Below are 15,879 nucleotides of genomic sequence, written 5' to 3'. Positions count from 1 at the left end.
CAGTCGCTTTATTCGGACTTTTCCAGGTTTGCTGTGGCTCTCGCCGATCAGTCCCCTAATCGAGGGTGACCAAGCATGCAAGAAAGCGTGATGCAGCGCATGTGGGATAGCGCCCACCTTTCAGGTGGTAACGCTGCATATGTGGAAGAGCTCTACGAACTCTACCTGCACGACCCTAACGCTGTGCCAGAAGAGTGGCGCACTTACTTCCAGAAGTTGCCAGCCGACGGCAGCACCGCTACTGATGTATCGCACTCGACAATCCGCGACCATTTCGTACTGCTGGCAAAGAACCAGCGCCGCGCCCAACCGGTATCCGCCGGGAGCGTGAGCAGTGAACACGAGAAGAAGCAGGTTGAAGTTCTGCGACTGATCCAGGCCTATCGTATGCGCGGCCATCAGGCTGCCAAGCTCGACCCGTTGGGGTTGTGGCAGCGCCCTGCGCCCGTAGACCTGTCGATCAATCACTACGGCTTGACCAATGCCGATCTTGATACGACCTTCCGTGCCGGCGACCTGTTCATCGGCAAAGAGGAGGCGAGCCTACGCGACATCTTCGATGCACTCCAGAAGACATATTGTCGCACCATTGGCGCCGAATTCACCCACATCGTCGATTCCGAGCAGCGTAGCTGGTTCCAGCAGCGCCTGGAAAGCGTACGCGGCCGTCCGGAGTTTTCCGCTGACGTGCAGGCGCACCTGCTGGAGCGCGTGACCGCCGGTGAGGGCCTGGAAAAGTACCTGGGTACCAAGTATCCGGGCACCAAGCGTTTCGGCCTTGAAGGTGGCGAGAGCCTGATCCCGATGCTGGATGAAATGATCCAGCGTTCCGGCTCGTACGGCACCAAGGAAGTCGTCATCGGCATGGCCCACCGTGGCCGTCTGAACGTGCTGGTGAACACCTTCGGCAAGAACCCGCGCGAGCTGTTCGACGAGTTCGAAGGCAAGAAGATGAACGAGCTGGGCTCCGGTGACGTGAAGTATCACCAGGGCTTCTCCTCGAACGTGATGACCACCGGTGGTGAAGTTCACCTGGCCATGGCGTTCAACCCGTCCCACCTGGAAATCGTTTCGCCTGTGGTCGAGGGTTCGGTGCGCGCCCGTCAGGACCGCCGCAACGATACCGCTGGCGACAAGGTGCTGCCGATCTCGATCCACGGCGACGCCGCATTCGCCGGCCAGGGCGTGGTCATGGAAACCTTCCAGATGTCGCAGACCCGCGGTTTCAAGACCGGCGGTACCGTGCACATCGTGATCAACAACCAGGTGGGTTTCACCATCAGCAACCCGCTGGACGCGCGCTCCACCGAGTACGCCACCGACGTTGCCAAGATGATCCAGGCGCCGATCCTGCACGTCAACGGCGATGACCCGGAAGCCGTGCTGTTCGTTACCCAGCTGGCCATCGACTACCGCATGCAGTTCAAGCGTGACGTGGTGATCGACCTGGTCTGCTACCGTCGTCGTGGCCATAACGAGGCTGACGAGCCGAACGGCACCCAGCCGCTGATGTACCAGCAGATCAGCAAGCAGCGCACTACCCGTGAGCTGTATGCCGAGGCGCTGATCCAGGCCGGTCGTATCGACGCCGAGCGTGCTCAGGCCAAGGTCGACGAGTACCGCAACGCGCTGGACAATGGCCTGCACGTGGTAAAAAGCCTGGTCAAGGAGCCGAACCGCGAGCTGTTCGTCGACTGGCGTCCGTACCTGGGTCACGCCTGGACCGCGCGTCACGACACCCGTTTCGACCTCAAGACCCTGCAGGACCTGTCGGCCAAGCTGCTCGAGCTGCCGGAAGGTTTCGTGGTCCAGCGTCAGGTGTCGAAGATCTACGAAGACCGTCAGAAGATGCAGGCCGGCGGCTTGCCGATCAACTGGGGTTATGCAGAGACCATGGCCTACGCCACCCTGCAGTTCGAAGGTCACCCGATCCGCATGACCGGCCAGGACATCGGCCGTGGCACCTTCTCGCACCGTCACGCGGTGCTGCACAACCAGAAGGACGCCAGCACCTACATTCCGCTGCAGAACCTGTTCCCGGGCCAGCCACGTTTCGACCTGTACGATTCGTTCCTGTCCGAGGAAGCGGTACTGGCCTTCGAATACGGCTACTCCACCACCACGCCAAACGCGCTGGTGATCTGGGAAGCCCAGTTCGGCGACTTCGCCAACGGTGCGCAAGTGGTGATCGACCAGTTCATCACCAGCGGTGAGCACAAGTGGGGCCGCCTGTGCGGTCTGACCATGCTGCTGCCACACGGATACGAAGGGCAGGGCCCGGAGCACTCCTCCGCGCGTCTGGAGCGTTACCTGCAACTGTGCGCCGAGCACAACATCCAGGTCTGCGTACCCACTACCCCGGCACAGATCTACCACCTGCTGCGTCGCCAGGTCATCCGCCCGCTGCGCAAGCCGCTGGTGGTCCTGACGCCGAAGTCGCTGCTGCGCCACAAACTGGCCGTTTCGACGCTGGAAGACCTGGCAGAAGGCTCGTTCCAGACCGTGATCCCGGAAATCGACGCAATCGATCCGGCCAAGGTCGAGCGCCTGGTGCTGTGCAGCGGCAAGGTCTACTACGACCTGCTGGAAAAACGCCGTGCCGAAGGCCGCGAAGACATCGCCATCCTGCGTCTCGAGCAGCTGTACCCGTTCCCGGAGGACGACCTGGTCGAAATCCTGGCCCAATACAGCAACCTCAAGCACGCCGTATGGTGCCAGGAAGAGCCGATGAACCAGGGCGCCTGGTACAGCAGTCAGCACCACATGCGCCGTATCCTGGGCCGCCACAACAAGGCTCTGACCCTGGAATATGCCGGTCGCGACGCTTCTGCCGCACCCGCCTGTGGTTACGCTTCGAAGCACGCCGAACAGCAGGAAAAACTGCTGCAAGACGCCTTCACTGTCTAACGCCTTCGCGCACCTGAAACCGAATTTAAGGAAACACAGATAATGGCTATCGAGATCAAAGCCCCAACCTTCCCGGAATCGGTTGCCGATGGCACCGTTGCCACCTGGCACAAGAAGCCGGGCGAAGCCGTCAAGCGTGACGAGCTGATCGTCGACATCGAGACCGACAAGGTTGTCCTGGAAGTACTGGCGACTGCCGATGGCGTGCTGGGCGACATCGTCAAGGGTGAGGGCGACACTGTCCTGTCCGACGAATTGCTGGGTTCGATCGTTGAAGGCGGTGCTGCCGCTGCTCCTGCCGCAGCCGCCGCGCCTGCTGCAGCTCCGGCTGCTGCCGCTGACGCTGGCGAGGATGACCCGGTTGCTGCACCGGCCGCGCGTAAGCTGGCTGAAGAAAACGGCATCGACCTGGCCTCTGTTGCCGGTACCGGTAAAGGCGGTCGTATCACCAAGGAAGACGTGGTTGCTGCTGTTGCCAACAAGAAGTCGGCCCCTGCCGCTGCCCCGGCTGCCAAGCCTGCTGCTGCCGCTGCTGCCCCGGTTGTCGTCGCTGCTGGCGACCGCACCGAGAAGCGCGTGCCGATGACCCGTCTGCGTGCCAAGATCGCCGAGCGTCTGGTCGAAGCCCAGTCCAACATGGCGATGCTGACCACCTTCAACGAAGTGGACATGACCGAAGTCATGGCCCTGCGTTCGAAGTACAAGGACCTGTTCGAGAAGACCCACAACGGCGTGCGCCTGGGCTTCATGTCGTTCTTCGTCAAGGCAGCTACCGAAGCGCTGAAACGCTTCCCGGCTGTCAACGCCTCGATCGACGGCAACGACATCGTCTACCACGGCTTCGCCGACGTCGGGGTTGCCGTGTCCAGCGACCGTGGCCTGGTGGTACCGGTGCTGCGTAACGCCGAGTCGATGAGCCTGGCTGAAATCGAGAACGGCATCGCCACCTTCGGCAAGAAGGCCCGTGACGGCAAACTGTCCATCGAAGAGATGACCGGTGGCACCTTCACCATCACCAACGGTGGTACCTTCGGTTCGATGATGTCGACCCCGATCGTCAACCCGCCGCAGGCCGCCATCCTGGGCATGCACAACATTATCCAGCGCCCGATGGCCATCAATGGCCAGGTCGTGATTCGCCCGATGATGTACCTGGCGCTGTCGTACGATCACCGCCTGATCGACGGCAAGGAAGCGGTAACCTTCCTGGTCACTATCAAGAACCTGCTGGAAGATCCGTCCCGCCTGCTGCTGGACATCTAATCGCGCAGCTGTAAGCTGCAAGCCGCAAGCTTCAAGCCGAAGCCTGCTGGTCTTGCGGCTTGCGGCTTGCCGCTTGAAGCTAAAAAGGAATCTTTTATGACCCAGAAATTCGACGTAGTGGTGATTGGTGCAGGTCCTGGCGGCTATGTAGCTGCCATCAAGGCTGCCCAACTTGGTCTGAAGACTGCCTGTATCGAGAAATACACCGACGCCGAGGGCAAACTGGCCCTGGGCGGCACCTGCCTGAACGTAGGTTGCATTCCGTCCAAGGCGCTGCTGGACAGCTCCTGGAAGTACAAGGAAGCCAAAGAGAGCTTCAACGTCCACGGTATCTCCACTGGCGAAGTGAAGATGGACGTCGCCGCGATGGTTGGCCGCAAGGCTGGCATCGTCAAGAACCTGACCGGTGGCGTTGCCACCCTGTTCAAGGCCAACGGCGTTACTTCGATCCAGGGCCACGGCAAGCTGCTGGCTGGCAAGAAAGTCGAAGTCACCAAGGCTGACGGCACCACCGAAGTCATCGAAGCCGAGAACGTCATCCTGGCTTCCGGCTCGCGCCCGATCGACATTCCCCCGGCTCCGGTTGACCAGAACGTCATCGTCGACTCCACCGGCGCCCTGGAATTCCAGACCGTACCGAAGCGCCTGGGCGTTATCGGTGCCGGCGTGATCGGCCTGGAGCTGGGCTCGGTATGGGCTCGCCTGGGTGCTGAAGTCACCGTGCTGGAAGCCCTGGACACCTTCCTGATGGCTGCTGACACTGCCGTGTCGAAAGAAGCCCAGAAGACCCTGACCAAGCAAGGCCTGGACATCAAGCTGGGCGCCCGCGTCACCGGCTCGAAAGTCAATGGCAACGAAGTTGAAGTGACCTACACCAACGCCGAAGGCGAGCAGAAGATCACCTTCGACAAGCTGATCGTTGCGGTCGGCCGTCGCCCTGTAACCACCGACCTGCTGGCTTCCGACAGCGGCGTGACCATCGACGAGCGCGGCTACATCTTCGTCGACGATCATTGCGCCACCAGCGTGCCGGGCGTGTTCGCCATCGGTGACGTGGTGCGCGGCATGATGCTGGCACACAAGGCTTCGGAAGAGGGCATCATGGTCGTCGAGCGCATCAAGGGCCACAAGGCCCAGATGAACTACGACCTGATCCCGTCGGTTATCTACACCCACCCGGAAATTGCATGGGTCGGCAAGACCGAACAGTCCTTGAAGGCCGAGGGTGTTGAGGTTAACGTAGGCACCTTCCCGTTCGCGGCCAGCGGCCGTGCGATGGCCGCCAACGATACCGGTGGTTTCGTCAAGGTCATCGCCGATGCCAAGACAGACCGCGTGCTGGGTGTACACGTGATTGGCCCGTCGGCTGCCGAACTGGTGCAGCAGGGTGCAATCGCAATGGAATTCGGCACCAGTGCCGAGGATCTGGGCATGATGGTCTTCAGCCATCCAACCCTGTCCGAAGCGTTGCATGAAGCAGCGCTGGCGGTGAATGGCGGCGCCATTCACGTGGCCAACCGTAAGAAGCGTTAATTATAAGAAACCACGGCGGGCAGCCCGTCGTGAGTCTTGCGTGCATGACTCACCGCGGAACGTCCGCCGGACCGGATCACACGGGAAAACCCGGGGTCAACGGTCACAGGTGGTGCGGCGCCAGTAATGGCGCAGCGCCGAAGCGCAGTACCTAACGAAGACGGTAAAAAGCATGAATCTTCACGAGTATCAGGGTAAGCAGCTGTTCGCTGAATACGGCCTGCCAGTTTCCAAGGGTTTCGCAGTCGATACCCCTGAAGCTGCAGCAGAAGCTTGCGACAAGATCGGCGGTTCCGAGTGGGTTGTAAAAGCCCAGGTTCACGCAGGTGGTCGCGGTAAAGCGGGCGGCGTCAAGCTGGTTCGCAGCAAAGAAGACGCCAAGGCGTTCGCTGCGCAATGGTTGGGCAAGCGCCTGGTAACCTACCAGACCGACGCCAACGGTCAGCCAGTGACCAAGATCCTGGTCGAATCCTGCACTGACATCGCCAAAGAGCTGTACCTGGGCGCTGTAGTCGATCGCTCGAGCCGCCGTATCGTGTTCATGGCCTCCACCGAAGGTGGCGTGGACATCGAGAAAGTCGCTCACGAAACTCCTGAGAAGATCATCAAGGCTACTATCGATCCACTGGTCGGCGCTCAGCCGTTCCAGGGTCGTGAACTGGCATTCCAGCTGGGTCTGGAAGGCAAGCAAGTTGCACAGTTCGCCAAGATTTTCGTAGGCCTGGCCAAGCTGTTCAAAGAACACGACCTGGCCCTGCTGGAAGTCAACCCGCTGGTCATCAAGGCCGACGGCGACCTGCACTGCCTGGACGCGAAGATCAACATCGACGCGAACGCCATGTACCGTCAGCCTAAGCTGAAAACCTTCCACGACCCGTCGCAGGACGATCCTCGTGAAGCCCACGCTGCCAGCTTCGAGCTGAACTACGTGGCCCTGGAAGGCAACATCGGCTGCATGGTCAACGGTGCCGGCCTGGCCATGGGTACCATGGACATCGTCAACCTGCATGGCGGCAAGCCAGCCAACTTCCTCGACGTTGGCGGCGGTGCTACCAAAGAGCGCGTTACCGAAGCCTTCAAGATCATTCTGTCCGACAGCAATGTCGCGGCCGTTCTGGTCAACATCTTCGGCGGCATCGTTCGCTGCGACATGATTGCCGAAGGCATCATCGGCGCGGTGAAAGAAGTCGGCGTTAAAGTTCCGGTTGTAGTTCGCCTCGAAGGCAACAACGCCGAACTGGGCGCTAAAGTACTGGCAGAAAGCGGTTTGAACATCATTGCGGCAACCAGCCTGACCGACGCTGCTCAACAAGTTGTCAAAGCTGCGGAGGGCAAGTAATGAGCGTCCTGATCAATAAAGACACCAAAGTCATCTGCCAGGGCTTCACCGGCTCGCAGGGTACTTTCCACTCCGAACAAGCCATCGCCTACGGCACCAAGATGGTCGGCGGCGTAACCCCAGGCAAGGGTGGCACCACCCACCTGGGCCTGCCGGTGTTCAACACCGTCAAGGAAGCCGTGGAAGCTACCGGCGCTGACGCTTCGGTCATCTACGTACCGGCTCCGTTCTGCAAAGACTCGATCCTGGAAGCGGCCTTCGGCGGCATCAAGCTGATCGTCTGCATCACCGAAGGCATTCCTACCCTGGACATGCTCGATGCCAAGGTCAAGTGCGACGAGCTGGGCGTGACCCTGATCGGTCCTAACTGCCCAGGTGTCATCACCCCGGGCGAGTGCAAGATCGGCATCATGCCAGGCCACATTCACCTGCCAGGCAAGGTCGGTATCGTTTCGCGTTCCGGCACCCTGACCTACGAAGCTGTGAAGCAGACCACCGACGCCGGCTTCGGCCAGTCGACCTGCGTCGGCATCGGCGGTGACCCGATCCCGGGTTCCAACTTCATCGACATCCTGAAGCTGTTCCAGGAAGACCCGAAGACCGAAGCGATCGTCATGATCGGTGAGATCGGCGGTTCGGCTGAAGAAGAAGCTGCGGCCTACATCAAGGCCCACGTGACCAAGCCAGTCGTTTCCTACATCGCCGGTGTTACTGCACCTGCGGGCAAGCGCATGGGCCACGCTGGCGCCATCATCTCCGGCGGCAAGGGCACTGCGGACGAGAAGTTCGCCGCCCTGCAGGACGCTGGTGTGAAGACCGTGCGTTCGCTGGCTGACATCGGCAAGGCCCTGGCCGAGCTGACTGGCTGGGAAGCCAAGAAGTAATACTGCTACACCCCCCACGCGCACAGAGGCCACCTTCGGGTGGCCTTTGTCGTTAATGCGCCTGGGTTTCCCGTTTGGGGCGCTTCGCAGGCTAAAAAGATTTTTCGATGGGTTTGATAGGATTTTTCACACAGACCAATGTTTCAATCCGAGGATAATTCCTACTGTCCTCGGTCGCACAGACGACAAACATGTACGCACATCGGACAAGCAGCACTGTGCCAGTGCGTTTGACTGACAAAACAGTTACATTACGCGTTCACTCTGTGCCCGTACCCCAAAAGGGAACGACACGCTAAACGGGTCTGGCCTATCAAGCCGGGCAGCATTTCCCCTCATCCAAAGGGAAATCCCCTCTCGAATCCCGATTTCAGCAGTGTGGTACTACCTTAAATGAAAGTTCTCAAAGGCCAGGATATCCTGGCGCTTGGCTTTATGACGTTTGCGCTTTTCGTTGGCGCGGGCAATATCATCTTCCCGCCTATCGTCGGTCTGCAGTCTGGCCCGCACGTATGGATGGCAGCACTGGGCTTCCTGGTGACCGCCGTGGGCCTGCCGGTCATTACCGTGGTCGCTCTGGCCAAGGTCGGTGGCGGCATGGATGCACTTAGCAGCCCGATCGGCAAGTTCTTCGGCGGCCTGCTGGCGGCGGTGTGTTACCTGTCGGTCGGCCCGCTGTTCGCCACCCCGCGTACGGCGACCGTGTCGTTCGAAGTGGGCGTTGCACCGCTGACCGGTGAAAGCCCGCTGGCACTGTTCATCTACAGCCTCGTGTACTTCGTCGTGGTGCTGGCCGTGTCCATGTACCCGGGCAAGCTGCTCGACACCGTCGGCCGCTTCCTGGCACCGCTGAAGATCATCGCCCTGGCCGTGCTGGGGATTGCTGCCTTCGCGCTGCCAGCGGGCACCATTGGTGAGGCACAGCCGGCCTATGCCGCTGCCGCGTTCTCCAAGGGCTTCTCCGATGGCTACCTGACCATGGATACCCTGGGTGCCCTGGTGTTCGGTATTGTCATCGTCAACGCCATCCGCTCGCGCGGCGTCGAGTCGCCGAAGCTGATCACCCGCTATGCCATCATCGCCGGCCTGATCGCGGGTGTCGGCCTGGCCCTGGTGTACATCAGCCTGTTCCGTCTGGGTGCCGGCAGCCACGACATCGCGGCTGACGCCACCAACGGTGCGGCGGTACTGCATGCCTACGTGCAGCACACCTTTGGTTCGCTGGGCAGCGGCTTCCTCGCTGTACTCATCGCGCTGGCTTGCCTGGTGACGGCAGTTGGCCTGACCTGCGCCTGTGCCGAGTACTTCAGCCAGGTTCTGCCGCTGTCTTACCGTGCGCTGGTGGTGATCCTTGCGGGCTTCTCGCTGCTGATCTCCAACCTGGGCCTGACCAAGCTGATCATGTTCTCGATCCCGGTGCTCACCGCCATCTACCCACCCTGCATCGTGGTGGTCGGCCTGAGCTTCGTGAAAGACTTGTGGAACTCGCCGACCCGCATCCTCGCACCGGTGATGCTGGTTTCGTTGCTGTTCGGCATGGTCGATGCAATCAAGGGCAGCAGCATCGCCCACGTGCTGCCGGACTTCATGGCGCACTTACCGTTGAGCGACCAAGGCCTTGCCTGGCTGGTGCCTTCGGTGGTGACCCTGGTTGGCGCCGTGGCCTGCGACCGCATGCTCGGCAAGCCACGCGAGGCGTTGGCCTGATGGTTGAAGCCTGAGGGCGGCACCGGCCACAAGCCGAAGGGTGCTCGCCAGAGGTCTAGACTCGAAAGCCCCGTATCCGGAAGGATGCGGGGCTTTTTTGTGCGGTCCCTTTGCCCGGTGCGCTCTTTGTGGGAACCACGCCTATTTCTCTGCACAGCTGTGTCTTTTGCCGCTTGCCAGCGTCGAAACCTGGTCCCTATCCTCTAGGCCTCTGGCGCTTTCGGGAACCCTGCATGAACTTCATCCAAAGCAACTTCAATAACCTGCTGGCCATCGCATGGTTTGCCCTGTGCTGGGGTGGTTATACCCGCTATGCCATCTGGAAGGGCCGCGACACTGCGTGCCTGGCCAGCGTGTTGCACCTTTACCGTGAAGACTGGATGCGCCGCATGCTGCTGCGCGACAACCGCATTGCTGATGCCAGCGTGATCGGCAACCTTGAACGCAACGCGTCGTTCTTTGCCTCCAGCACCCTGATCATCCTTGCTGGCATTCTTACCGTGCTCGGTGCCTCCGACCGTGCGCTCTCGCTGCTGGCAGACCTGCCGCTGGTGCAACAGACCTCCCAGGGCATGTCGGAGATCAAGCTGCTGTGCCTGGCCACGGTCTTCGTCTACGCTTTTTTCACGTTCAGCTGGTGCATGCGCCAGTACAACTTTGCCGCGGTGCTGGTGGGTTCGGCGCCCATGATCGGGGAACGGCTGGTCAATGAGCTGGAGCGCAAGGCGTTCGCGTCGCGGGCGGCACGGGTATTGTCGCTTGCCGCCAACCAGTTCAACCTGGGCTTGCGTTCCTATTACTTCGGCATGGCCATGTTGAGCTGGTTTATCAGCCCGTGGTTGTTCATGGCGATGAGTGTGGGTGTCGTGTTTATTCTGTACCGTCGTGAGTTCCACTCGGATGTGCTGGATGTGATGGTGTTCACACCCACCGAAAGTGTACCGGCAGAGCCTGCCAAGGAAAGCCCCGTGGTCGGCAACTGAAACGTTTAATCGAAAACTTTCAGGCACAAAAAAACCCGACAATGTCGGGTTTTTTTGTTTTAAACAATTACTGTTTGGCAGGTTCAGCCGGAGTAGCTGGCGCGGCTTGCGGAGCCGGAGTAGCCGGTGCGGCTTCTTCGGCAGCCTTCTGCTCGGCTTCGGCCTGATCTTTGGCGGCTTCGGCGTTTTCCTTGGCAGCGTCGTTCATTTTATCCTGAGCTTCGCCCATTTTTTCCTGGGCTTGCTCGGCGTGTTCCTGTGCGTCTTGGGCTTTGTCTTCGCTCGCTTTATCGCAAGCGGCCAGGCCCATGGCAGCAGCCAGCATCAGAGCAAAAGCAAAAGGTTTACGCATGGGTGTGTTTCTCCTTGGTGGAATAAGTGACTTGTTCCTTCGAGTGCAACTATGCGGAATAAGTTCCACGCAGATTACAGATATATAACGCCGTGTTCTACATGGACTTTTTAACGAACTCATGCCGCCGCGTGGCGGCGGGCGGGAACAGCCTATGAGCGATTCAACCTTGATGGCAATGGCCGAGCGGTTTCTCTCGGCGTTAAAACATTGCCAGCTGTTGCAGATGCGTGTGGCGCAGGCTGATGGCGATGGCATGACCTTGGTCCTGCCCTGGTCAGCAGCCATCGTCGGCAACCCCCAGACCGGCGCCGTGCATGGCGGTGCGCTGACTACGCTGATGGACACCACTTGTGGCATGGCCACGCTGTGCGTGCTGCCCCGCTTCGAAGTGTGCCCCACGCTGGACCTGCGCATCGACTACATGCACCCGGCCGAAGCTGGCAAGGACATCTACGGTCACGCCCAATGCTACCGGGTTACCCGCGACGTGATCTTCACCCGGGGCACAGCCTATCAGGACAACCCCGACCAGCCCATCTGCCAGGTGGTGGGGACGTTCATGCGCCTGGGGCAGGAGATCAAGGGCGGTATCCGTTTCGGCAATGGCCTGAAGGAGGGCGGCGCATGATTCCGCATGCGGTTCGCCAGCAACTCAACGCTGCCCACGCGGTCGGTGATTACCGGCCATTGCTGGCGCTGATTCCCTACGCAGGGCTTATCGGCATCGAATGCGAGCGCCAGGGCGATGACCTTCTGTTCCGCCTGCCGGCCAGTGCGGACAACATCGGCAACCCGTTGCTGCCCGCTATCCATGGTGGCGTGATAGCGGGGTTCATGGAGTTGTCCGCCGCGCTGTACCTGCTGATCTACAGCGAAAGCGCGAGTATTCCGAAGATCATCGATTTTTCCATCGACTACCTGCGCGCCGGGCATTTTCGCGATACCTATGCCCAGTGCCAGCTGTGGCGCCAGGGCCGCCGGGTGACCAACGTCGCCATTACCGCCTGGCAAGGCGACAGGCAGGCACCCATTGCCACCGCCCGTGCGCATTTCAAGATCGAGCCGGAAAAGCCCTTGAAATCATCCGCTCAGCCCCCATCTGAATGACATCCGCCATTAACGCAGGCCAAATCGCTTGCCAGGCGCCACTGCCATCAGATCGGAGTTTCGAAGACCATGACTGTGGAAACACAAAAGGAAACGTTGGGCTTCCAGACCGAGGTAAAGCAACTGCTGCACCTCATGATTCATTCGCTGTACTCGAACAAGGAAATCTTCCTGCGGGAACTGATTTCCAACGCTTCCGATGCCGTGGACAAACTGCGCTTCGAAGCCCTGGCCAAGCCAGAGTTGCTTGAGGGTGGCGATGAACTGAAAATTCGCCTGAGCTTCGACAAGGACGCCGGTACCGTGACCCTCGAGGACAACGGCATCGGCATGAGCCGCGAAGACGTCATCGCCCACCTGGGCACCATCGCCAAGTCTGGCACCGCCGACTTCATGAAGAACCTCACCGGTGACCAGAAAAAGGACTCGCACCTGATCGGTCAGTTCGGCGTGGGCTTCTACTCCGCGTTCATCGTGGCCGACAAGGTCGACGTTTACAGCCGTCGCGCCGGTCAGCCTGCTGCCGAGGGCGTGCACTGGTCGTCGAAAGGCGAGGGCGAGTTCGAGGTCGCCACCATCGACAAGCCACAGCGCGGTACCCGCATCGTCCTGCACCTGAAGCAGGAAGAGAAAGAGTTCGCCGATGGCTGGCGCCTGCGCAATGTGGTCAAGAAATACTCCGACCACATCGCCCTGCCTATCCAGCTGCCGAAGGAGCAGGCTGCCGCCGAAGGCGAAGAGCAGCCGGCCGAAGAGTGGGAAACCGTCAACCGCGCCAGTGCCCTGTGGACCCGTCCGCGTACCGAGATCAAGGACGAGGAATACCAGGAGTTCTACAAGCACATTGGCCATGACTTTGAAAACCCGCTGACCTGGAGCCACAACAAGGTCGAAGGCAAGCTCGAGTACAACTCGCTGCTGTATGTGCCGGCCCGCGCACCGTTCGACCTGTATCAGCGCGAAGCGTCGCGCGGCTTGAAGCTGTACGTGCAGCGCGTGTTCATCATGGAGCAGGCCGAATCGTTCTTGCCGCTGTACCTGCGCTTCATCAAAGGTGTGGTCGACTCCAACGACCTGTCGCTGAACGTGTCTCGGGAAATCCTGCAGAAAGACCCGATCATCGAGTCGATGAAGACCGCGCTGACCAAGCGCGTGCTGGACATGCTGGAGAAGCTCGCGAAAAACGAACCCGAGCAGTACAAGGGCTTCTGGAAGAACTTCGGCCAGGTGCTGAAGGAAGGCCCGGCCGAAGATTTCGCCAACAAGGAGAAGATCGCCGGCCTGTTGCGCTTTGCTTCCACCCACGACGACAGCGGCGAGCAGAGCGTTGCCCTGGCCGACTACCTGGCCCGTGCCAAAGAGGGCCAGGACAAGATCTACTACCTCACCGGCGAGTCGTACGCGCAGGTCAAGAACAGCCCGCACCTGGAAGTCTTCCGCAAGAAAGGCATCGAAGTGCTGCTGCTGACCGACCGTATCGATGAGTGGCTGATGAGCTACCTCAACGAGTTCGACGGCAAGGCTTTCGTCGACGTCGCCCGTGGCGACCTGGACCTGGGCAACCTGGATTCGGAAGAGGACAAGAAAGCCCAGGAAGCAGTCGCCAAGGACAAGGAAGGCCTGGTCGAGCGCCTGAAAGGCGCGCTGGGTGACAGTGTTGCCGAAGTGCGCGTGTCGCACCGCCTGACCGACTCGCCGGCGATCCTGGCGATTGGCGAGCAGGACCTGGGCTTGCAAATGCGCCAGATTCTGGAGGCCAGTGGGCAGAAGGTACCGGAGTCCAAGCCGATCTTCGAGTTCAACCCGAGCCACCCGCTGATCGAGAAGCTGGACAACGAGCAGAGCGAAGACCGCTTCGCCGAGCTCTCGCATATTCTGTTCGATCAGGCGGCCTTGGCGGCCGGTGACAGCTTGAAGGACCCGGCGGCTTACGTTCGTCGCCTGAACAAGCTGTTGGTCGAGCTGTCTGCTTGAGTTGATGCAAAGGAAAGCCCGCTTCGGCGGGCTTTTTTCATGGCGCGCTTTTCATAGAAAGTGCCTAAGGAGTGCTTGATGAGCAAGGTAATCGTCGAATCGCTGGTTTATCACCTGTCCGGCAAGGCTTACGAAAGCCGGCTGGTCTTTGAGCCAGGTGCGCTGGGCCGCCCAGGCCTGGTGATGGCGCCGAACTGGATGGGTATTGGCGAAGGTGCCGAACGCATCGCCAAGGAAGTGGCCGAGAAGGGTTATGTGGTGCTGATTGCCGACCTGTACGGCCAATCTGTACGCCCGTCCAATGCCGACGAGGCCGGTGCGGCGATGATGCCGTTGAAGAACGACCGTGGCGAGCTGCGCAAGCGTATGCAAGAAGCCCTGGCGCAACTGCTGGGGCAGTCGAAGGCGCTGCTGGAGCCTGGCAAAGTTGCCACGTTCGGCTTCTGCTTCGGTGGTTGCTGTGCCCTGGAGCTGGCCCGTTCTGGCGCCGACCTGCGTGCGGCGGTGTCGTTCCACGGCACGCTGGACACGCCGAACCCTGAAGATGCCAAGCACATCAAGGGATCGGTGCTGGTGTTGCATGGCGCCTCCGACCCGTTGGTGCCGAAAGAGCAGTTGCCAGCATTCGAGGACGAGATGAACGCGGCCAAGGTCGACTGGCAGTTGCTGAGCTATGGCGGGGCGGTGCACTCGTTTACCGACCCGAATGCCAACGTACCAGGCAAGATGCAGTATGACCGCCGCACTTCCGAGCGGGCGTTCCGCTCGATGCACAACCTGCTGACTGAAGTGTTCCAGCGCTGATATAGCAGGGGGCGCTTTGCGCCCCCTCGCCGGCAAGCCAGCTCCCACAGCACAGCGTACGCCGCTCTTGGTGGGAGCTGGCTTGCCGGCGATGGGCTGCAGAGCAGCCCCAGATTTACCGGGGCAACTCGATCCTTGAGGTTTCCCCCGGCACCACCGGCCAATCCCCCGCAGCCCACCGCGCCCTGGCTTGTTCGATCAGTTCCGGGTCACTGGCCACGAAATTCCAGTTCATCCGCCGCGGCCCATCCAGTGGTGCCCCGCCAATCAGCACCAGCTGGCACTCCCCCTCTGCATACAGGGTCATGTCCTCGCCCTCTGGCAGCACCACCAGGCTGCAAGGCTCCACATCCTCATCGTTCAGCAACAGCTCGCCATCCAGCAGGTAAAGCGCCCGCTGGACGTGCTCACTCGGTATCAGCAGCGTCGTCGCTGGTTGCATCTGTACATGCGCATAAAGAGTGGGGGAGAGCACCGGCACCGGTGACGCCAGGCAGAACCCGGTGCCGGCAATCATGCAAATGCGCACCCCCAGGTTGTCACTCACCGGCAGGCTCGCCGCCGGGTAGTGGCTGTAGCTCGCCGGGCCTTGCTCGTGCTCCTGTGGCGAGGCTAGCCACACTTGCAAGCCGTGCAGGCACGAGCCATGGGCCAGGGCATCTGCGGGTGTGCGCTCGACATGGGCCACGCCGCTGCCAGCCGTCATCCAGCTGACATCGCCGGGGAGTACCCGCTGCTCCGAGCCGAGGCTGTCCTTGTGCAGGATCGCTCCCTCGAACAGGTAGGTCAGGGTCGACAGGCCGATGTGCGGGTGCTGGCGGATGTCCATGCCATGCCCTGGGGCATAGTCGGTTTCGAGCATGTGGTCGAAAAACACGAATGGGCCGACGCTACGGCACTGGGCTGCCGGCAGCGGGCGCAGGATCGGCTGGCCCTCGACCGATTCGGCACGTGGGCGGATGACCAGGGGGCTGCTCATGCGGTGGGCTCCAGGCGCGGTGGAAATGCCTCAAGCATAGCGGT

General features: G+C 60.8%; 13 protein-coding genes. 11 read left to right on the top strand and 2 right to left on the bottom strand.

The genetic code is table 11. The features are described from left to right. The first annotated feature begins 75 nt into the window (after nt 1-75). The 7 genes from OZ911_RS19980 (at nt 76) to OZ911_RS19950 (ending at nt 10,616) form a co-directional block, all read left to right on the top strand. Nucleotides 76-2,907, top strand: coding sequence for a 2-oxoglutarate dehydrogenase E1 component (locus OZ911_RS19980; protein WP_016488280.1), 2,832 nt, complete (start codon nt 76-78; stop codon nt 2,905-2,907). Nucleotides 2,908-2,949: 42 nt separating this feature from the next. Continuing rightward, nucleotides 2,950-4,170, top strand: a complete 1,221-nt coding sequence (gene odhB, locus OZ911_RS19975; RefSeq protein ID WP_016488279.1) for a 2-oxoglutarate dehydrogenase complex dihydrolipoyllysine-residue succinyltransferase — start codon at nt 2,950-2,952, stop codon at nt 4,168-4,170. Nucleotides 4,171-4,266: 96 nt separating this feature from the next. Then, nucleotides 4,267-5,703, top strand: coding sequence for a dihydrolipoyl dehydrogenase (gene lpdA / locus OZ911_RS19970; protein ID WP_016488278.1), 1,437 nt, complete (start codon nt 4,267-4,269; stop codon nt 5,701-5,703). Nucleotides 5,704-5,875: 172 nt separating this feature from the next. Further along, nucleotides 5,876-7,042, top strand: a complete 1,167-nt coding sequence (gene sucC, locus OZ911_RS19965) for an ADP-forming succinate--CoA ligase subunit beta (protein WP_008091914.1) — start codon at nt 5,876-5,878, stop codon at nt 7,040-7,042. Then, entirely contained in the window at nt 7,042-7,926 is an 885-nt protein-coding gene (gene sucD, locus OZ911_RS19960; RefSeq protein WP_003254203.1) for a succinate--CoA ligase subunit alpha, read from the top strand. The genes sucC and sucD overlap by 1 nt, the downstream gene beginning before the upstream one ends. Before the next feature lie 393 nt (nt 7,927-8,319). Further along, complete coding sequence (gene brnQ / locus OZ911_RS19955) at nt 8,320-9,633, top strand: branched-chain amino acid transport system II carrier protein (protein WP_016488277.1); 1,314 nt, start codon at nt 8,320-8,322, stop codon at nt 9,631-9,633. 233 nt (nt 9,634-9,866) lie between these two features. Next, nucleotides 9,867-10,616 carry a DUF599 domain-containing protein gene (locus OZ911_RS19950; RefSeq protein WP_016488276.1) on the top strand — a complete coding sequence of 250 codons (750 nt, stop codon included), beginning with the start codon at nt 9,867-9,869 and terminating at the stop codon, nt 10,614-10,616. Between the two features lie 67 nt (nt 10,617-10,683). On the opposite strand, the gene OZ911_RS19945 is transcribed toward OZ911_RS19950, so the two are convergent. Then, a complete protein-coding gene (locus tag OZ911_RS19945) occupies nt 10,684-10,968 on the bottom strand; it encodes a hypothetical protein (RefSeq protein ID WP_016488275.1) in 285 nt (94 codons plus the stop codon). Between the two features lie 154 nt (nt 10,969-11,122). Between OZ911_RS19945 and OZ911_RS19940 the strand changes: the two genes are divergently transcribed. The 4 genes from OZ911_RS19940 (at nt 11,123) to OZ911_RS19925 (ending at nt 14,856) form a co-directional block, all read left to right on the top strand. Next, nucleotides 11,123-11,599: a PaaI family thioesterase gene (locus OZ911_RS19940; RefSeq protein WP_016488274.1), complete on the top strand. Its 477-nt coding sequence runs from the start codon at nt 11,123-11,125 to the stop codon at nt 11,597-11,599. Continuing rightward, nucleotides 11,596-12,078, top strand: coding sequence for a PaaI family thioesterase (locus OZ911_RS19935; protein WP_016488273.1), 483 nt, complete (start codon nt 11,596-11,598; stop codon nt 12,076-12,078). The genes OZ911_RS19940 and OZ911_RS19935 overlap by 4 nt, the downstream gene beginning before the upstream one ends. 69 nt (nt 12,079-12,147) lie before the next feature. Next, nucleotides 12,148-14,052 carry a molecular chaperone HtpG gene (htpG, locus tag OZ911_RS19930; RefSeq protein WP_070086416.1) on the top strand — a complete coding sequence of 635 codons (1,905 nt, stop codon included), beginning with the start codon at nt 12,148-12,150 and terminating at the stop codon, nt 14,050-14,052. Between the two features lie 78 nt (nt 14,053-14,130). Beyond that, nucleotides 14,131-14,856 (top strand): dienelactone hydrolase family protein, encoded by a 726-nt coding sequence (locus tag OZ911_RS19925; protein WP_016488271.1) that lies wholly within the window; start codon nt 14,131-14,133, stop codon nt 14,854-14,856. A 115-nt stretch (nt 14,857-14,971) separates the two neighbouring features. Here OZ911_RS19925 and OZ911_RS19920 read toward each other — a convergent pair whose 3' ends face one another. Further along, nucleotides 14,972-15,835: a pirin family protein gene (locus tag OZ911_RS19920; protein ID WP_016488270.1), complete on the bottom strand. Its 864-nt coding sequence runs from the start codon at nt 15,833-15,835 to the stop codon at nt 14,972-14,974. Between the last annotated feature and the right edge of the window lie 44 nt (nt 15,836-15,879).

The organism is Pseudomonas fortuita, from assembly GCF_026898135.2.
In the GTDB taxonomy this organism is placed as follows: Bacteria; Pseudomonadota; Gammaproteobacteria; order Pseudomonadales; family Pseudomonadaceae; genus Aquipseudomonas; species Aquipseudomonas fortuita.
Note: the sequence above shows the minus strand (reverse complement) of the source record. Positions and strands in the feature narration are given on the sequence as shown.